16 protein-coding genes are annotated in these 20,027 nt (G+C 43.1%); 5 read left to right on the top strand and 11 right to left on the bottom strand.

Features of this window, described 5'->3' with window-relative positions:
* Positions 1–39 precede the first annotated feature (39 nt).
* From RMO68_RS04165 to RMO68_RS04150, 4 genes are read left to right on the top strand one after another with little or no spacing between them, the layout of a single operon-like run.
* Complete coding sequence (locus RMO68_RS04165) at positions 40–480, top strand: PAS domain-containing protein (RefSeq protein ID WP_310439453.1); 441 nt, start codon at positions 40–42, stop codon at positions 478–480.
* Entirely contained in the window at positions 467–1,933 is a 1,467-nt protein-coding gene (locus tag RMO68_RS04160) for a hypothetical protein (RefSeq protein WP_310439452.1), read from the top strand. The genes RMO68_RS04165 and RMO68_RS04160 overlap by 14 nt, the downstream gene beginning before the upstream one ends.
* An 8-nt stretch (positions 1,934–1,941) precedes the next feature.
* A complete protein-coding gene (locus RMO68_RS04155) occupies positions 1,942–5,067 on the top strand; it encodes an ATP-binding protein (RefSeq protein ID WP_310439451.1) in 3,126 nt (1,041 codons plus the stop codon).
* Complete coding sequence (locus RMO68_RS04150; RefSeq protein WP_310439450.1) at positions 5,060–5,437, top strand: response regulator; 378 nt, start codon at positions 5,060–5,062, stop codon at positions 5,435–5,437. The genes RMO68_RS04155 and RMO68_RS04150 overlap by 8 nt, the downstream gene beginning before the upstream one ends.
* A gap of 14 nt (positions 5,438–5,451) precedes the next feature.
* Here RMO68_RS04150 and RMO68_RS04145 read toward each other — a convergent pair whose 3' ends face one another.
* From RMO68_RS04145 to RMO68_RS04130, 4 genes are read right to left on the bottom strand one after another with little or no spacing between them, the layout of a single operon-like run.
* Entirely contained in the window at positions 5,452–5,901 is a 450-nt protein-coding gene (locus RMO68_RS04145; protein WP_310439449.1) for a type II secretion system protein, read from the bottom strand.
* Positions 5,888–6,808: a type II secretion system protein gene (locus tag RMO68_RS04140; protein WP_310439448.1), complete on the bottom strand. Its 921-nt coding sequence runs from the start codon at positions 6,806–6,808 to the stop codon at positions 5,888–5,890. Before RMO68_RS04140 ends, RMO68_RS04145 begins: the two co-directional genes overlap by 14 nt.
* An 8-nt stretch (positions 6,809–6,816) precedes the next feature.
* The gene (locus RMO68_RS04135; protein ID WP_310439447.1) at positions 6,817–7,470 is read right to left on the bottom strand and encodes a hypothetical protein; all 654 of its coding nucleotides are present in this window, start codon (positions 7,468–7,470) and stop codon (positions 6,817–6,819) included.
* 14 nt (positions 7,471–7,484) lie between these two features.
* Positions 7,485–12,146: an Ig-like domain-containing protein gene (locus RMO68_RS04130; RefSeq protein WP_310439446.1), complete on the bottom strand. Its 4,662-nt coding sequence runs from the start codon at positions 12,144–12,146 to the stop codon at positions 7,485–7,487.
* Between the two features lie 285 nt (positions 12,147–12,431).
* Between RMO68_RS04130 and hpf the strand changes: the two genes are divergently transcribed.
* Positions 12,432–12,965, top strand: coding sequence for a ribosome hibernation-promoting factor, HPF/YfiA family (hpf, locus tag RMO68_RS04125; RefSeq protein WP_310439445.1), 534 nt, complete (start codon positions 12,432–12,434; stop codon positions 12,963–12,965).
* On the opposite strand, the gene recG is transcribed toward hpf, so the two are convergent.
* Genes recG through RMO68_RS04090 form a run of 7 tightly spaced genes read right to left on the bottom strand, consistent with a single transcriptional unit; the run spans position 12,962 to position 20,021 of the window.
* Positions 12,962–14,755: an ATP-dependent DNA helicase RecG gene (recG, locus tag RMO68_RS04120; protein WP_310439444.1), complete on the bottom strand. Its 1,794-nt coding sequence runs from the start codon at positions 14,753–14,755 to the stop codon at positions 12,962–12,964. The two genes, hpf and recG, sit on opposite strands and share 4 nt — an antisense overlap.
* Positions 14,736–15,977 carry a pitrilysin family protein gene (locus RMO68_RS04115; RefSeq protein WP_310439443.1) on the bottom strand — a complete coding sequence of 414 codons (1,242 nt, stop codon included), beginning with the start codon at positions 15,975–15,977 and terminating at the stop codon, positions 14,736–14,738. The genes recG and RMO68_RS04115 overlap by 20 nt, the downstream gene beginning before the upstream one ends.
* A gap of 41 nt (positions 15,978–16,018) precedes the next feature.
* Positions 16,019–17,065: a dehypoxanthine futalosine cyclase gene (locus tag RMO68_RS04110; RefSeq protein ID WP_310439442.1), complete on the bottom strand. Its 1,047-nt coding sequence runs from the start codon at positions 17,063–17,065 to the stop codon at positions 16,019–16,021.
* A 6-nt stretch (positions 17,066–17,071) separates the two neighbouring features.
* Positions 17,072–17,470, bottom strand: coding sequence for a transcription antitermination factor NusB (gene nusB, locus RMO68_RS04105; RefSeq protein ID WP_310439441.1), 399 nt, complete (start codon positions 17,468–17,470; stop codon positions 17,072–17,074).
* On the bottom strand, positions 17,470–17,940 hold the full coding sequence (gene ribH, locus RMO68_RS04100) for a 6,7-dimethyl-8-ribityllumazine synthase (protein ID WP_310439440.1): 471 nt from the start codon (positions 17,938–17,940) through the stop codon (positions 17,470–17,472). The genes nusB and ribH overlap by 1 nt, the downstream gene beginning before the upstream one ends.
* 2 nt (positions 17,941–17,942) lie before the next feature.
* The gene (gene kdsA / locus RMO68_RS04095) at positions 17,943–18,743 is read right to left on the bottom strand and encodes a 3-deoxy-8-phosphooctulonate synthase (protein ID WP_310439439.1); all 801 of its coding nucleotides are present in this window, start codon (positions 18,741–18,743) and stop codon (positions 17,943–17,945) included.
* Between the two features lie 45 nt (positions 18,744–18,788).
* On the bottom strand, positions 18,789–20,021 hold the full coding sequence (locus tag RMO68_RS04090; RefSeq protein ID WP_310439438.1) for an NAD(P)/FAD-dependent oxidoreductase: 1,233 nt from the start codon (positions 20,019–20,021) through the stop codon (positions 18,789–18,791).
* Between the last annotated feature and the right edge of the window lie 6 nt (positions 20,022–20,027).

Raw genomic sequence — 20,027 nt, 5'->3', positions numbered from 1 at the left:
AGATTATGTTTTCAACAGTTTTTTTCTCAAAGAGGTTACATGATAGTAAAACCTGCTCCTATTGATGAAGAGTACTTATTTGATGGACGCGCTATCGTTAGTGAAACGGATCTCAAAGGGATTATTACCTTCGCCAACCGAAAATTTTGCGAAATTTCAGGCTATAGCATTGAAGAATTGATCGGTGAACCTCATCATCTTATACGTCATCCCGATATGCCGCGTGCGGCTTTCACTCAAATGTGGCAAACGATTCAAGCAGGAACCCTTTGGCACGGTTTAGTCAAAAATCTTCGTAAAGACGGACGTTACTACTGGGTTGATACCGAAGTAACGCCTACTTATGATGAAAACGGAAACGTTAAGGGATATATGGCCGCTCGGAAACCGGCATCACGGAAAAACATCGAAGAGACATCTGCACAGTATCAAAAAATGCTTGAGCAAGAACAACAAGGAAAACCGAGTGCTATTTTATAACCACCAACAAAAGTTTATCGGTATTGATGAAGAGGGGTTAAAACTCTTAAATTTTGCCACGTTTGAAGAGCTCTTAAGTGTATGCAGTGATGTTGCCGATTTATTTGCAAAAGAACCCGGTTATATCCACAATTTCAAAAGTTTCGGTTGGATCGATTTTTTACTTCATGCCGATTCCGATGCACGCTCAGCGATTGTGCAAGGGAATAATCGGGTTTTTTCATGCACCCTTCAAGTCAAAAACCTCTTTTTAAGTGAGGAGCCTTCCCAAAACGGCTATATCGTCGATATGCTCCACATCCAATCCATCAACGGAGATGAAATTCAACCGCTCCCAATCACCCCAAAAGCTAAACCTGATTCAAAACCTTTCATAGTAGAAACACCGATTTCTTATGAAAATACCTCCGAGACTTTAGCAGACGATTTCCAAACCCTCCCGGAGGTTACCGAATACGATGCTTTGGAGAAAGAAGCATCACCGCTCGAAGAGCCTGATACAAAGTTCACACTACCGCTTAATGACAAAGAGTTACAAGAGGATATTACTCTCGAACCGGAACTCAATGTCGAACTCCCGAGTTTAGAAAATGTTCGCTTCAGCCCTTCCGAAAAAGAGTTTATCAAAAGCCATAAAATCAATGAATCGTACCGATTTGATCCGAGTATAGCAGCCCATGAGCTAGGATTACCCGTTGATCTGATTCAAGAATTTATCGGTGACTTTATCCAACAATCCCATGATTTTAAAGAAGAACTTTTTGAAGCAACCCTCAAAGGAGACATAAATAATCTTAAAATTTTGTCTCATAAACTCAAAGGGGTAGCGGCAAATCTTCGTATCGAAGATGCTTTTGAAACACTCCGTATTATTAATACCTCAAATGATGTCGTCGAAATTGAGGCCAATCTAAAATATTTTTACACCATCATCGCAAAATTAGAGGGAAAAGAGTTTGCAGAAACAACTTTTTTCCAAGAGACTATTCCCCCTTCTGAAGAGATTGCTTCGTTTGCAGATGATGAAATTTACGAATTTTCTTTGAAAGACCATGGAGTATTTCAGACCGAAATAAGAGATGACGAACTACCCCCTGAGATATTTTTTGAAGAGACTGTTGATGAAGAGATTCAGCCAACCGATCCGACCCAACTACTCCATCTTGATAAGGTTATGCTTGCCAAAGAACTTGGAATTGAAGATATTTTCTTAAGTGAATTAATTCACGAGTACAAACAAGATGCTCTTCGTTCCGGAAAAGAGATTGTCGCATCAATCGCAGCGTTTGACACCCATGCCTGGAAAGATACTGCTACAAAACTCAAAGGGATCAGCGACCATCTAAGACTAAATCAGATCTCTGATGAATTAGCTATTTTGTCTCAAACCAATGATGCACAAGAGGCGAACAAAGCTTCCAAACGGCTCAACAGCTTTCTCGAACAATTATAAGGGATCGTATGCAGTTAGGACTTAGAAATCGCCTCCGCCTCATCAGCCTCCTACCGATTCTAATACTTTTCATACTTGCCAGCTACTATGTTTATAATGCCTATATCAGCTATAAAGCGGCAGGACAGCTTCAAGAACGGCTAGAGAGCAATAAACAACTCAATGATTTAATTAATAACCTCTCACGTGAACGTGGAATGACGGTTATGTATATGGGAAATGCTTCGGCAACCACCCTCAAATCACTCCGCGCACAACGCATCATTGTTGACCAAAAAATTGATGCTTGCCAAAAACACCTCCTAAAACTGAAACCTATCAATGCAATCGAAGCCGAAAATGCGGTTATATTATCCAAACGTATCGCTCATATACAAAAGAAAATTATTCAATCTCGACCGCTGGTCGATAACGGTAACGCTCAATTTGATAAAATTTTTACCGAGCTTTACGGCAAAGCTGAAGAGCAATTGATTGACGAACTTACCGGGCTTGCAATGCTCCATTTCGATGAAAAGATCAACACCCTCTCCTCAGCCTATTTATCGTTAGTTCGTGCTAATGAATATAGCAGTATTGAGCGAGACTACATGACCTATATCCTCTCTCGTGCTACCCCGCTTGCTGAGGGAGAACTCAGCCAATGGATCTCTTTAATTGCTAAAGCCGACGCCTTAAATCTTGAAAACATGAACGATAAGCCGATTCAAACCAAGCTTCAATCTTTCCTTCACAACGGAGAAAACACGGAACTTTTTCTCGATATCACAACGGAGAGAACGGCTATTTTACAGGCAAGTACAACCGGAGCTTTTACAACTCAATCGGGTATTTGGTTTGCCATGATCTCAGAGAAAATTGAGGTAATCAACGAAGCGGAAAAAATATTAATTAATGCAATGGACGAACGTGCTTCCGTCATAAAAAATCAAGAGGTTCAAGTTCTTATCATCGCCATAGCCGCATGGGTCATAGGGGTTTTAATAGCCATTTTAGGATACCTCTTCTTTGCTGAAATTACCACCAATATCAAAAATCTGGAATCGGTTCTAAAACGGGTTGCCGAAGATACCCACGACAACGAAGCTGAAATACTCAGCCATACCATTAATCTCAATACGACAGCAGGAACAGCACAAGCCTATGCTTTACTTGAACGGATCATCGAACAAACTCTTAATGATAAACACTACGCAATGGAAGCATCTGAAGCCAAATCAATGTTTCTAGCGAATATGTCCCATGAAATCCGTACTCCGCTTAACGGTATTGTCGGATTTACCGAGTTACTCAAAGATACGGACCTCCATGCTGAACAACGTGAATTTATTGACATCATTGAAAAAAGTTCAGAAAATCTTCTCGAAATTATCAATAATATCCTCGATCTTTCAAAAATTGAAAACAATAAACTCGATATCGAGGAGATCGTTTTTAATCCGATCGATGAATTTGAAAGTGCCGTTGAAGTCTACGGCGTGCGCGCGTCTGAAAAACATATTGACCTCGCATGCTACGTCGATCCGAGTTTGGAACATCCCCTCAAAGGGGACCCGACTAAAATCAAAGAGGTAATCATCAATCTCCTCAGCAATGCCGTTAAATTCACAAATAGCGGCGGGGCCATTAGTGTTGATATCCGCCGAGTAGAGTGTGAAACCCTCAACCGCACCAAAATACGTTTTCAGGTTAAAGACAACGGAATCGGTGTCACCAGTGAACAACGCTCCCGTATTTTTGAAGCATTTTCTCAAGCCGATACGTCGATTACACGTAAATACGGCGGTACCGGCTTAGGCCTAACCATTTCCAGCCGTTTTGTCGAACTGATGGGAAGTAAACTTGATCTTGAAAGCGAACCGGGCACCGGAACCACTTTCTTTTTTACCTTGGAATTTGAAGAACTTGAGACCTTGAATGAACCTGTTAAAGGATCTTTCTCGAACCTCAATGTACTCTTATTAGAAAATCATTCAAAGAAAAAACTCCAAAATACCTATCTCAAAGAGTATCTTGATTATTTCGGAGTTACTTACACTCCGTTCTACGAAGTGAATGAGCTCAATACATTAGAAAACCAATTCCATTACGATTTACTGTTTATTGATAACGACTATTCCAACGATCAAGATACGATCATATATGCTTCATCACAAGAGCAATTGGTTCTTATAACCAAATCGTTTTACATGAAGAAGATCGATTCTATGGGAATTGATATCTTCAAAGTTTTATACGAACCGCTTAACGGTACAAAGATTCGAACTACCCTGGATGCCTATGATACGGAAGTTTTTAGCAATCGAAAAGTCAAAGCATCCCGTCATAAAAAATTTGATGGAAAAAACTCTCGTTTCTCTGCTTCGGCACTCGTGGCTGAAGATAATGTTATCAACCAAAAACTTATTCGACGGACACTTGAAGACCTCGGATTGGAGATCACCCTTGCTTCAAACGGTCTTGAAGCCTTTGAAAAACGTAAAAACGGGAACTTCGACATTATTTTCATGGATATTCAGATGCCGGTACTTGACGGTATCGAAGCAACGCAAGAGATTTTAGATTTTGAAGAAGATTACGGACACCCTCATATTCCGATCATTGCTCTAACCGCGAATGCCCTCAAAGGAGATCGTGAACGTTTTATAGCGGCAGGGATGGATGAATATACAACAAAACCTTTAGTCAGAAACGAAATCATCTCCTTGCTCAACAACTTTTTATCTCATAAAATTATTAAAATCAATCCGATTTCAGAATCTATCGATATCCTCATCGCAAAACAAAATCCCCTTGAATTAAAACTCTTTACACGTATTCTCGATGATCTAGGATATACCTATAAAAGTGTAACAACTTCTGATGAACTTAAAGTAGAACTCCGCGATCACCGCTATAAACTTGCACTCTTTGACAAAACCCTAAGTGCTTTAAGTCTCAAGGATCTGTATGATATAATCCATACCGCTAACAGTGGTACTTCACTGGTCATGATGATCGATCCAAACGCTTCTGAAGAGGCTGAAGATGCGAAATACGTTCATGAAATCATCAAAAATATCATCAACAAAGATTTATTGCGCCTTGTTTTTGAAAAATTTATCTACGTAAATGAGGAAAGTCTAAATGGATGAGAAAAAATTAAAAGTTCTTGCGGTAGATGATGATTTGATCAACCTCAAACTCCTCAAAACCATGTTGATGAAAACCCCCAATGTATCTGCCGTCGTTGAAGCTAAAAACGGTGCGGATGCAATCGGTCTCCTCAAAGCTCAAAACGATATCGACATTATTCTCTTAGATATCATCATGCCGGTCATGGGGGGAATTGAAATGCTCAAAGTTATCCGTGCCGATGAATCACTACGTCAACTTCCGGTTATCGTACTCACAACCGATGAAACAAAAAAAGGGGAAGCATTAGAGTGTGGCGCAAACGGATTTTTGATGAAGCCTGTCCGTGAAAAAGATGTCCTCGCTAAAATTTCCCAACTCGCCCTCTAATCGTTTTAAACCCCTTAAAGCTCTTGCCAAGAACGCTTGTGTATCCGAATCTCTTCTGTGGAGATATTATGATCCGTTACCGTCGCATCAATTAGTACCATAGTGTTTTTCCCGGTATTACTGGCCAACGTTGTACATCCGGCTCCTAGTGGAGAAGTCCCTTCAAACGAGTAGACTAATGAAACATTAATATCAAACATTTGCGTTCCTCCTGCATCGTTTACGGTGATGTTGAGCTGATTGAGACATGTTCCGGCAGATGTATTCACATCTTGTGCACGCATAAGGGCATATTCCGTTGCACTTTGCGCCAGCAACTCCGCTTGGGTTCGTAGATAACTATCAGAGATAGATTTACCCCCTTTAGCGGCATTGGATAAAAGTAACGCACCTCCTGAGGCTACGATAACCACCACAAAAATAGCCATAATCATGGCAAAGCCTTTGCGTTTAATAACGGACATGCACCATCCTTTCACGGCAAATTTGTCGATCACTCGCATTGGTATCACTTAAATCATCCGCCAGCCCCTGCAAACAAATTTTTAGGGTATAAATATTACCGATATTCGAATTCATTATGGTATTGGTATTATCGTACAGTATTGTAAAATGGGTCACTTTATCCGCTAACAAGCGAGCGGTAGCTCCACTATATTGGTCAGAATTCCATGGCTGAAATCCGCTGTAGAGATTAAACTGCCCGTCTCGTGCCCGAAATGCATACGCGGTACGCATCACATAAGCGCGACGTGCCTCTCCACTGATACTGAGGCTACCGCTGAGAGTTAGGTTTGTATCCGAATCAGCCGAAACTATCGTGCGATAGACATCATTCGTATTACCCGTGATAGGATCATTCCAACCAAATCGTCCACACTCATTGCTTCCCTCACCCAATCCGTCACTGCGAAATATGGCCGATCCCGCCAACGGATTTACTAAATTCAACGCGGTAAAATTAGCATCCGCTGAAACAAGGGTATTTCCGATACTGAGCACATCACTCGTCCATCCCGGACGCCATCTTACTCCATCCCAAAAACCTCTCAGCCCCTCATTATCTACACTAACCAGTGCAATCGTATAATCGCTGTCGCTATCGGTATCACTCGGTATACCGACACATTGTGTACCAAAAACCGTGTCATTGGCATCTAGCCGAATGATAGATGCCGATATCCCATTCTCGAAATATTTAGAAATCTGTTCTAATATCCGATCTGCTTGAGCAACCCGTTTAGTATATTCTCCCGTCCGATAAATTCCATCATAATATTGGCGCAGAGCCTCTAATACCACACCGGCGATGATCCCCATTATAACAATGACAAACAGCAGTTCAATCATACTGAAAGCTTTACGATGCATTGGAATCTTCATTCGGAAAACTTCCCGACATTGGATTTAAAAAAGGTTAACGTCATATCTGCATTAAGATTATTGTTCTGGCATCGTGCCACTACCCTTTTGAGGTGAGTTGCGGTTCCGGTAGCATTCGGATTTATATTTGTGGATGAACCGAGTTGCCACGTTGCCGTGGCAGTCCCTCCGTTAATTGCCGAAGTTGTTGCGGTTACATAACTGACATTGTATGTAATCGGGATCGTATAGATAGCTCCGCCCGTGGCATTGATTTCCAAATTATAATTCCGATTGTGCAGCTGCTCAATACCTCGACTAAGATTCAAATCCCCATCCACCGGAGCGGGGAACATTGCAGGGACTGCATTAGAACATACCATGCGTGAGTCAGGATTTCGGCGATACCATTCCCCGCCGTCTATGCGATCACACTCCATATCTCCCGTTATGCGCAAAGGTCTGAACTCAGGGGCTGTAGAGTTCTCATCCCATCTAGCCTGAGAAACTTTGGTGATCTCCCCCATCATCCTCTTTAAAATATCTTCATCGATAATCATCACCTTAGAAACCTGTTCCGCCACACTCATCATTGAGGGGATCGTCAGGATACTGATGGCGATGATAACAATAGCAAAAATAAGTTCAATCATCGCCATTGCTGGACGCACCCGTATCCTTTTCATCAGCGTGTTGACGGTGTATAATCGTATATAACGCCGTTTCCTTTGGAGGTTTCTTTATTTTTTTTATCCCCGCTGAGTGTTGTACCTGTGGCACTTCCCCCTCTTCCCACCGCGGGGGCAACGTTAATGTTAAAACAAGGGTGAGTTAAACAATCAACATTTGCGGCGGCAGGGTCTGCATATTCCAAAGCATTCACCCCATACCATAACCATGGCGCGGTATCAATATGCCCTTTTCGGCTATAAGGGATATTGGCAGTTCCGACACGATTAAAATTATACGTCTCAATCCCCTCTATCACCGCTCCTGCACTATTAATCGCAGTCGAACCGACATTGCTTTGCAATCGGGTCACATTAGCGTCTCCATCATTGAGATCATTATGCAGCCGATTGATAAACCATTGCGGTGTATTCCGACTTGCAGATAACGGGGTTACTCCGATAAGTGGTAGATTAAAGACTTCGTACCAGCCGTTTGTCGTAAAATCGATATCTCCGAATACCCGTACATCGCGTGCAATGAGACGACCGTATCCGTGAGTGACATTGAAATCCATATCTCGATCGCCGAGCGCCTCATGCGTATTACTCAAATCTGCTTGCATCGTACAATCCGCAGTTGTAACACATTGAACATTTAAGGCTGAAAAACTTGCTTCAAAAGGGCTAAGAGGCTGCGAAACATTACGGTCATAATTCAATCGGCTAACCGTCCACAATGATCCGGCGGTATCTTTCGTAAAGTTTCCATCCAATATAAAAGTCAACGGTACCGTCAATGCGGCAGTATTCAAATTCGTAGCGTTACTGTCATAGATCAAACTTCCGGAACTGTTGAAGTCCATAAAACGGAGTTGATACGCTACGCCTTGTACATGCGTCAGATTATTATCACTCACCATAGATAGATTTAAATCGTCCGCATAGCAATCCGTTACAAAATTCGTAGTGACCACATCGTTATATCCCGAAGCACGAATAGCTCCGGTAGCCCTAAGTGACATATTCATCCCATCGTCTCGATTCATATCGGACATATAAATAAAACCGCTCCCTATCGTTGAATTGATCTCCTGAGGAGTGGTTCCGGTACCAAAAATAATCGTACTCATATCGAATTTGTACGGATGAAAGGTGAACTGATAGTCTCTGTATTTCAATCCATTTTCAATATTATCGTGGGTACTACTGATAGTGCACCCAACCAGATTATTGATATTCGCTCCGCTTAGAGCAATAACATCTCCCTGAATCGGTACATCCGAACTATTTTGTACACATTCGACGGCTGAGAGAAAATGGCTTCCGACCTGATGCGTCTGCATAGTAGGATCCCAATCCACTGCCGTCCATGTAGTATCAATAATATTTAAACGGTATTCCCCCACTTGAGAAAGATTCCCTTCTGCTGAAACCGTACCGTTAATCAAATTAAAATTTTGAGGCTTGCTCTCGGTGTCATTGCATCCCGTTTTCGGAATACTCGGTTCCCAAACGAGACTTATATTGTAATCCGATCCCCCCTCCGAGAAATAACGCGTATACCCCTGTGTTGCATTGTTATCGCTATGATTGGTTGCATTAATATCATAACGGTAATCGTATCCGCTTGCGACATTAACACGTCCCGTATTCGGAGTTACTACCCCTGTATATCCGGGTGCAAAAACTTGTGTTTGTGTAGAATTTGTCTGATTTACATCCTTGAGCACAACCGTATAACTCTCAGGTCGAATAGCAAAATTATCTCTGGAACAAAGTACTTGAGTTCGCGCTCCGTACAAACACTCCATGCATATAGCGACATCCTTGTAAGTACTGTTATTTCCGTTATTTGAACATGCTACCGCCGTATCATTGGTCATAGTATCATTACTTGGATTGGTCACAAATTGCCGACAGTGGGGATAAACCTGATGAATATTAGCAAAATTACTGATTCGTATCCCCTGATTTGTGGTTTCAATCTGAATCAAAGAGTCATTTTGATCTGCCAACGTGTTAAACGTTACCCTGAATGCAGCATTCGGTGTAGCGGTTTTGAAAAATTCGCTTGCTGAGGTTATCAGGGCAGGTTCTCCCGTAATAACGTCCGATACCATCCCATTCGTGATCGCATTTTGTATGGTTGACGCATTAAAATTAACCTGCGTAACATTATTCTCAAATCCTATCCACACCCTTGGGGTGACGGCACTTGATGGCTCTCGACAGGCGGCATCCACATCATGAAACGCACTGGCATCAATCATCTCTACCGCGACAATCGTCGTAACCGCTTTAGGGGTATCCAACGATGCAGGTTCAAACGAAGCGACCCGAAAATTTCCGGGTCGGTGAACAACCTGTGTTGTAAGATCATAATAACGATTAGTATTTTCCGAACTGTACAATCCGGCATCCACAACACTAAAAATACCCCATTCTGGGGTATAACTGAAGTTATCCGCGCTGCACATTTGCAGCCTCTCCCCCCCGACGCTTGAGGAATACGGTAAGGTCAACGTCGTACCATCAGGCTGAGGTATCACCAAATCATACGAAAATCTACCGACGATAGGAATACTAATCTCGCCTGTTGAGTGCGGAATGAGGGTGTAATAGGTGTAGACATACTCTTCCCCCTCCATATCCCCAAGCGGAATATTTTTAATAAATGCATCATCGACACTGAGCGGCCAAAGGGTATCTGTTTTAGAAATCGGGGTAAAAGTACCCGGATAGGTAATCGATACGCTATCGCGTTCATAGATTGCTTGAGTTGTATTGATATCGGTAATATTCAACTTCACATTGTTGGCCAGTACATCCGAAGCTTCCTGATTACGAATATACAAACTCACATTGATATTTGATGTATTCGGTAAAGTTCCGGTGATATAGGGCATAGCGGTACCGTTATTCTCTTCCGTAAACGGGAGACCGTTTTGCTCATACCCATAGTCATAGCAAAACCGAGGAACATACAACTCGGTCGAAAAGGCGATCATCGATGGCCAGTATCTGTCCTGCGTCGAAGTAAACGTAAACCTCATTTTTGCTTGTTTCGGGGTGAGATAATCACCGATAGAGAAGGTCTGAATATCAATACCGTTGTTATTTGTAAGAAGCGGTGTTCTACTATCTCCTCCGTTTACGGTCGAATTAAACGTATTATTTGTAACCGCAGCCAGAGTAACGTCTGTACCGGTAGTGTAATTGGTTGTTTTTAACACATCACCGCTGATATGTTTGTCCCCTTCAGCGGCAAAAACGGATATTTTCGCCTCGATATCGGTTTGATCGGGAGTATAAAACCCTGTTACATCGACATCCACATTTGGATTCGTAGAATCAATTACCTTCCAACCGTCAAAAATACTGAAACTTCGAAACTTTTCATTCGGATCATCGGCATTCGTATAGGCGACGACCAACGTCCATGCTCCATACGATCCAAGATCATCAATTTTCCCCTCATAGACCGGGATATTGGCAACCGTATAGTTTCCTTCGTTCCATTTTCCCTCTCCGAAATATTCACTCACGTCGGCGAAAGCCGAGTAGCTTGTATAGCCGGTATGGCCGGCATCTTGGAGATAATCCAGTCGATCCGGTGTAACATCATTATAGATATTCGATCCCGCTTCTTGTCTAATTTTCACCGTCATACTCGTGTTAAAACTACCGTTTGCGACGATTGCCTGCCAATACAATCCTGCCCAAATAACTTTTGCCCCCGTAGGCAAGCTAAGTTCGGAGGTGGTCGAATTACTCAGTCCCGCTGTCGTGGTATCGACATGGTATCCGCACAAATAATAATAGTTGTTGGCACTCGAAGCGTCGACGGTAAAAGGACCGTTAGTGTAGGTACTGCAAATGGTTGCGTTTTGCGTCGTAGGGGGAACCAATACGGAATTTCCGATAGTTTTCATATCCCCTAATGTATAGAGCTGTTTACGAAGAGAAAAATCTCGATAGCCGCTTGTAATAATATCGGTAACGGTGACAGTAACCGTCGCCGTATCTTCATAACCGTTAGAATCTTCAACCGTATAATTAAAAGTATCACTCCCCATATAATTCGCGTTCGGAGTATAAGTAAGCGTACCGTTTGCCGCAACGGTTGCTGTTCCGTGAGAAGGGTTTGTATGCGAAGTGACACTAAGGGTTGGTCCAATATCGTTTGAGAGTACATTTGCGGACAATACGGTATTTTTAACCATTTCAAAAGTGTCACTAATCGCATCTGCCGTTATAAAGGTGATAACAATATTATCAATCCATGCACGTTCACTGTCACTGCTGCTATCCGGATTAAAACTTAAATCCAAAACGCCATCTGCACCTATCACCGTATTCAGAGTATATTGATAGCTTCCATCCGTTTGGTTAAAGACCGTTGTTACTCCGTTTGCTCTCACCTTCAGTGCATCACTCGTTTCCCAACCATCATCAATCACGACATCAAAACTGATGACTACATTTTTAGATGCATATGATCCTACATTAAAGTTATACGATTTGGAAGCCGTAGCATCTCGGGCTATTCGATAACGGTCGTTATCGCGAGTCCCCCCTGTCCAGCTTTCAGTGTTACTGTTAAAATCATCTCTCTCAAGCTCAAGTGCGTTTAATGAAGAGATAATGAATAAAAATACTAAAAATAATCGACGCATCATTATCCTTCTTGAGATTTTAAGGCACGCAAAAAAAGGGCTCGGTAGAATTGATTCATAGACCCGATTCAGCTAAATGCTTACTATCGACCATTGCCTCTTTTTCTAAAATATATTGACTAGAAGCGCTATTTATCGATTGTAATGCTATGTTGATTAAATCAGTATTAAAATGTGTTAATAATTATTTTTTACTTAGGCGATTGTTTTCTTTAAAACACTTGACGTTTGTTTTTTGTGTGTTATAATCGAACTCTTCTCAATATTACTACAAGGTGGATAATTATGAATATCTCTCTCGTCGGACGCCACATCGAGCTCAGCGATGCCATTAAAGATCATCTGATGCACTCTATCGATACACTATCTAAATATCATCTCGACCTCATCAGCGTTAATGCCGTTGCAAGTTCAAACGAGCGAAAAGGGGTTGCAATCGAGTTTACGATCAACGTTGCCGGAAAAAATACTATTGTTATTTCACAACGCAATGATGACCTCTATGCCGCTATTGATATCGCAATCGACCGTGCCCAAAAAGCACTTCGTCGTTTACATGATCGACTTAGTGACCATAAAAACGAAGGGATGAATGAAGCCAAACAAGCTGCCGCTGCAAAAGTCAATTTACATGAAGCGGGTGAAGCGATGGAAGATGAAATTGTTCCGACAGAACTTGTTTTATATAAACCCCAAGAGGTAGCCGAAGTATTGGAAAAACTTAAAGAAAGTACCAAAGTATTTGATGTATTTTACGATAATGATGGAAAAATGCGTGTCCTCTACAAACGCGCTGACGGGCGATTTGGATTATATTAGCCCACTTGGAGGTCAAGATAATGCTTGACCTCCCCCACTATCTCTTCATCTTCTCCTATGTCCGCCCATCTAAACTTTTTACCGCTTTGAATACTCCCCTCTAACAAATCACCGCTTGAGCGAAATTTCAGATCCAATGCCGCTATCTCAAAACCGCTCATGCAGTGGCTAAACGACTCCAACCGCTCATTCTTGCTGCTTTTATTGGTGTAAAGATAACAATACCCCTGCAATCCTGTACGGCTCACCCGTCCCCGCAGTTGGTGAAGTGTAGAAAGTCCCAAACGTTCCGCTCCCACAATAACGACCGTGGAGAGGCGCGGAAGTGATATCCCCACTTCAACGACGGTCGTGGCAAGCAAGATGTTTCCACTCTCTCGAAATGCCATCAAAACCGCCTCTTTTTCTTTGTCTTTACCGTGGGTGACGTAGACACTCTCGAAGTTTTTTTCCCAATACCCCCGCGCTTCTTCGATACTTTGGTAATCGATACTCTCGCTCTGTTCCACCAAAGGATAGACAATCAATACTTGGTGATTTTGTGAAATCTCGATGCGGATACGCTCTAATAATTTTTGGAAATCGCTTTTGCCGATGATACGAGTAGTGATATTTTTCGTAAAAGGAGTTTGCACGATCAAACTCACATCGATATGCGCCGAATCGATCATCGCTTGTGTCCGAGGAATCGGAGTAGCGGAAAACTGCAAATAATGGGGTGACGTATCATTCTCCGTGAGTTTTGTTAAGGAGTGTCGCTGTGCCGTACCGAAACGGTGCTGTTCATCCACCATAACGAGTCCCGCTTCAGGAAGAGGTCTATGGAGGAGTGCGTGAGTACCGATAATAAAATCGTACTCCTCTAATGAGCTTTTTTTTGTTGCATTAGTGACGAGTGCGATTCGTAAATTTGGAAGAAATTTTTGTGCTTCCTCATACAATTGTGCGGCAAGGATCGTCGTGGGTGCCATCAAAACGGAGCGATGCGGTTGCATCAAAACGACCGAAGCTAAAATCACCATCGTCTTCCCTGACCCGACATCCCCTACAATCATCCGCCGCGATCCGTATTCGCCTTTGAGATCTCTTTCAATCTCCCCAATCGCTTTTTTTTGATCCTCGGTGAGTTCAAACGGAAGGGTTTTCATCCACTCATTCACATCCCCCGAAGCACGATAGGAAGTTTTATGATAACGGCGTTTGAGACGGAGACGACGCATATATTCATAGAGTTCGGCAAATTTAAGTGCGTGAACTTGCTGTTCATTTAGAGGCTTCGGAAAATCGGGAAAATGGAGTGCGTAAAGTTCACGCACTATCTTTTCGGGAAGTCCGTCCGCGATAAGATTTTCAACGGTAATGTTTTTTTCGACTAAGCGGCGCATTACATCAGTACGAAGAGGTGTTTTATAAATGGGAACCAGTGAACCGACCGCACTAACTTTCATCGGCTGAATAATCTGCCATTTCCCCATTTCCAGTTGTGCTTTTCCGCTAAAAAAGGCTCTCTCTCCACGGGGGAATTGATGAAGCATATAAGGTTTGGGGTGAAAGATTATCCCCTCAATCACACACTCAAGATTATGGGCAAAAAAAGTAATTTTGAGAGTTTTAGGAGTACGTACGACGTGCTCTACCGTCGCATCGATAACACAGGCAGAGTTATGGAGAAGTTCACGGCTTAGACGGCGGTCTTCAAATGAAGTGGGAGCGATAAGGGAGAGAGCGGTAACACTCGTGATCCCTAAACGATGAAATTTCTCACCGTCCTCACTTGGTAACGATAGCATAACTGAGGTTTGTAATTTCGGCGTGACGTTTGATAAAATCATTCACTTCATCCAACGTCAAGTTACGTATCATCTCCAACTCCTGCACACTTGAGCCAAGCGGTTTGCCACTGTAATATTCGCTAAATGTACGTCCCAATCGTTGGGAGAGGGTTTCGACGCGAAGTGGCTCAGAACCTAGGAGGAATTTACGGGCTTGATCGAGTTCACTCTGCGTCACACCATCACGGACAAAGGTATCAATGACTTCAATTACCGTTTTTTTCGCTTCATCCTGCGATTCAAGCTTTGTCTGGAGATATCCGCTAAAATAGGTCGCCGTTTTAGCGACCGAAAGACGTGAATAAGCAGAGTAGGCAAGGCCTCTTTTAACTCGGATCTCTTCCATCAAACGGCTTCCAAATCCGCTGGAGCCGAGGATAAACATCGCAACACGGGCTTTGTAAAACTCAGGATCTCCTTCAGCCATTGAAAAAGGGGCACCGAAATAAAGATAGGCTTGCTCTGTCTGAGGACGTTTTAGGATCGACTCTTTCGGAGTTTGACGAGGATTATAATGACGCTCTTTCCCCACTTTCCCTGTTTCTAAAATCGATAAAAGCATCTGTGCCTTAGCTTTGGCTTCGATTAATGAGATATCGCCCCCCATAACAATAAGGGCATTCGAAAGAACTAGATGATCGTGTTTGAATTTTTCTATATCGCTGAGTTTAATGGCTTTGATACTTTGTACCGTTCCGATATTGGGAACAGACATCGGTGTCCCCTCAAAGAGTACCGCTTTAAGTTCATCTGAGGCTACCGTATCAAAATCAGCCTCTTTCCGAGCGATTTCACTGAGTGCCATCGTTTTCACTTTTTCGAGTGCTTTGAGGGTAAAATTCGGCTCACGAAGTTGCTCATTTAACAAAGAGAGTCCGGTATCAAACTCCTCCTTTAGACTTCCGAGTTCAATGACGAAAGTCTCATTTCCCGCATGTGCGCTTAACTGTATTGCTCGCGCATCAAGGGCGTCGGCAAATCCGACAGCACCCTTCTTGAGTGAGCCTTCGTTCAACATCTTTGCACTCAAACGTGCCAAACCGAATGTTTTCCCCTCATCAATACTGCCGCTGTGGGTAAAAACAACTTGCATCGAAACAATCGGAAGACGCTTATCCTCTTCAAATATAAAAGGAATTTTTACTCCGTGAACTTCAATAAAATCCAATGTGCTTGCCATAAGTGCTTGCCCTAATAATAAAATCGCTATAAAAAAACGTGTCACTCGAACTTTTCCAGTATCTCATACGCGGTATTGCGTATTGCCGGGGTCTCCCCTATGTCACGAATAAGACGAACCATCTCCTCTTTTGCCATCCGAAACCCTGCACCCGCACTACGGACGACATTCTCTTCCATCATCGTCGAACCCAAATCATTTGCCCCATAAAGCAACGCCATCTGTCCGATGTAGGGTCCTTGGGTTACCCATGAACTTTGAATATTCGGGAAATTATCCAAGAAAAGACGAGATACCGCTAACAGCCGTAAATAACGGTTCGAAGATTGTTTCTCAATCTCAGGATGTTCAATCATTAGTTGCGTATTTTGTCCCTGAAATGACCACATAATAAAGGCTCTAAAACCGCCTGTTTCATCCTGAAGATCACGAATCAGATTCCAGTGTTCAATAATCTCTTCATCGGTCTCTACCGTACCGTACATCATCGTCGCCGTTGATTTAATCCCAAGTTTATGGGCTTGACGGTGAACATCCACCCACTCTAACGAATCCATTTTTTTCGGAGCGATAATATCGCGTACACGGTCACTCAAAATCTCAGCCCCCGCACCCGGAATAGAAGCCAATCCTTTAGCATGAAGCCGTGATAAACACTCTTGTATCGAAATATGGGAAACTTTGGCGATAAAATCGAGTTCTATCGAAGAGAAGCCGTGGATCGTTACCGTAGGGTATTTCGTGTGGATATGCTCTACCAAATCCTCATACCACTCGATTTTGAGTTTCGGGTGGACTCCCCCTTGGAACAAAATCTGCGTTCCGCCGATCTCTAAAAGTTCATCGATTTTTTGGTCGATCTCTTCAAAGGTGAGGACATAGGCATCTTCATCTTTTCCGTGACGATAAAATGCGCAAAACTTGCAATCAACCCAACAGACGTTGGTGTAGTTAATATTACGATCGACGACAAAAGTCGTAATTCCATCCGGATGAAGTTCCTTTTTACGAGCCGTCGCCATTTTCCCCAGTTCTTTGAGGTCAGCATGGCGGATCAGTTCGAGGGCTTGTTCTTTAGTAAGACGCATGATGGATTATTTATCTTTTGAAATTGCGTCGAGAACGCCATTAATAAACTTCGGTGATTGTTCACTCCCGAAAGCTTTCATCACTTCGATTGCTTCGTTAATAATCACCGCAGAATCAAGTTCTCCGTACATAATTTCATAAGCTCCCAGACGTAAGGTAGCCCGTTCAATCGAACCGAGACGATCAAAATCCCAATCTTTGAGATGTCTTTCAATCGCTTCATCGACTTGTGCCAAATGTTCCGTCACCCCCTTGAATAAATCAAGGGCAAAATCACGCTGTTTGTTACGTATTTTTTTCTCTTCGAGAATCTCATCACTGAAATCGGCAATACTTTGATTCCCCAAATCGTATGCGTACAAAAGACTTACTACCGCCATGCGGGCTTGATGACGTGTCGCCATTACGCACCTATCTCAGCATACAAATCAAGCATCTCGATAACAACCGTCATCGCTTCAAACCCTTTGTTCCCTGCTTTGGTTCCGGCACGCTCGATCGCCTGCTCAATAGTGTCCGTGGTCAAAAGTCCGAATGAAACCGGTTTTTTATGTTTCAAACTCACCGTTGCAATCCCTTTAGTCGCTTCGGCAGAGACGTAGTCAAAATGAGGGGTTGAACCGCGAATCACCGCACCCAATGCACATACCGCATCAAATTTCCCGCTTGCTAAAAGCTGCTCGATCACCATCGGAAGTTCGAACGCACCCGGTGCTAAAACGTGAGTCAACTCATCCGCGTTTCCACCATGACGTGCATAGGCATCTTTTGCCCCTTCAACCAGACGATCAACAATAAAATGGTTCCAACGTGTACTGACGATCGCTACTCTTTTATCCGTACGAACACGAAGTTGTCCTTCAATAAGTTTCATTTTCAATTTCCTTTAACTGAGTCAATTTTTAACAGCGTTTCGCTTAACGCTTCTAGTTGTTCTAATTTTAGCATATTCGGTCCGTCGCTCAAAGCGCAGATAGGATCAAAATGGGTTTCGAAGAAAAATCCATCCACTCCGACAGCGGCAGCTGCACGAGCTAGGTGAGGAACCATCGAACTGTCTCCTCCTGTTTTTCCCGTCCCTGTCCCCGGCATCTGTACCGAGTGGGTCGCATCGAAAACGACAGGTGCAAACTCTCGCATAATAACGAGTGAGCGCATATCGACGACCAGATTACCGTATCCAAACGAGGAACCCCGCTCACACAGCAAAACACCGTATTTTCGAGAAGCTTCGTAGCTGACTTCATCGCATCCACGGGTTTTAAGCACTTTAGCCACCGAAAAACGCATATCGGCAGGGGTCATAAACTGCCCTTTTTTGATATTAACGATTTTATCCGTTTTGGCCGCCGCAACGAGCAAATCAGTCTGTCGGCATAAAAAAGCAGGAATTTGGAGCATATCAACCACTTCCGCCGCAAGAGGAACCTGATAGCTCTCATGAACGTCGGTAACGATTTTATAACCGAAATCCTCTTTCACTTTCTGCAAAATACGAAGCCCCTCTTCAATCCCGGGACCTCGATAGCTCTCCAGTGAAGTACGGTTGGCTTTGTCAAAACTCGATTTAAAATAAAAATCAAAGCGCGGGTCATTTTGGTAACGTTCAAGTGACTTAGCGATTTTAAAAATCGATGCTTCACTCTCGATGACGCACGGTCCGGCTAAAAGTATCATAGGATACTCCTCGATGTTAGTTGGTGTAATTGTACTGAGAAAAAATTAAAATCCCGTGTGACATCGGTGTTTAGTTTTAGAGGATTTATCCATCCCTTTAATGCATTGACGATGAAGGAGATATCGGTATCCTCGCATAATCACCCTTTTTACCCAATACCCTAAAAGACCACTGATTCGAATCACTCCAAAGAGAGATATTGCGGCATAGTTCCCTCCCAAAGCGACCATCATCCCCTCTATCCGTATCTTGGCACATCTCATCTCACGATTCTCAATCATTGCGAGAATATTTTGTGCCGCTAAAGTGCCACTTTGCTCGGCACTCTGCGCCGTAGGGGGAAGTAATTCCCCTTCAACCCCTCTAAGTTCGGCAATATCCCCTGCCGCAAAAACCCCGTTATACGTCGGTACACGAAGATATTCATCGACAATAATCTGCGATTTTTTATTTTTTGCGGTCGTCATTGTTGATGTGAGCGTTGAAGCGATAATGCCCCCCGTAAAAATCATGAAATCAAAACAAAGTACGTCATCATTGTCTAAAATTAAAGTATGTTCTTCAACCGAAGTAATACGGGAATGGTTGATAATTTTAACCCCCAACTGTGTCAGCCGTCGGGTCGCTTTTTGGATCAGGTAGCGCTCCATCCCCTCCAAAACATTTTCGTGGGGAATAATCAAAAAGATATGGATATCCTCGCACGTGAGGGTATTATCTTTATGAAACACACGAATATAATAGGCCATCTCCGCCGCTATTTCAACACCGCTCAACCCCCCGCCGCCGATAACGACGTTAAAAGGTTCACCGCACCATCCCCCCTCGCTCTCCATCCGTGCATAGAGGCGTTGTTCAAACTGATGTTTAAACGAAAGGGCGCTGGGAAGGGTTTTGACACCATGGGAATGTTCACGTAGCCCGGCGATGGTGCTGTGAAAAGCCGTGCGACTTCCGGTGCAAAGAAGGAGATAATCATACGGATGGCATGAGTTTTGCCCACTAGCGCATTTATTTTCAAAATCGATCTCTCGCACGGTATCTTTGATAAACGTCACATGTTCACCGTAACTCAGAGATAAAGCAACCAAATCGATCGTGACACGACTCATCGAGCATTCATTGGCAATCAGTTCATACGCTTCGGTCTGGAGATAATGGTAGGGATGCTGATCGATCAAAATGATGTCGCATAGATTTGACGCGGCTAAAGTTTGGAGCGCTTTTACCCCTGCATACCCGCCACCGACAATGACAACACGTTTTCGTTGTTCCATAATACC

This window comes from Sulfuricurvum sp. (assembly GCF_031427015.1).
GTDB lineage: Bacteria > Campylobacterota > Campylobacteria > Campylobacterales > Sulfurimonadaceae > Sulfuricurvum.
The sequence above is the reverse complement of the archived record's forward strand: the minus strand, read 5'-3'. Positions and strand labels throughout refer to the sequence as shown.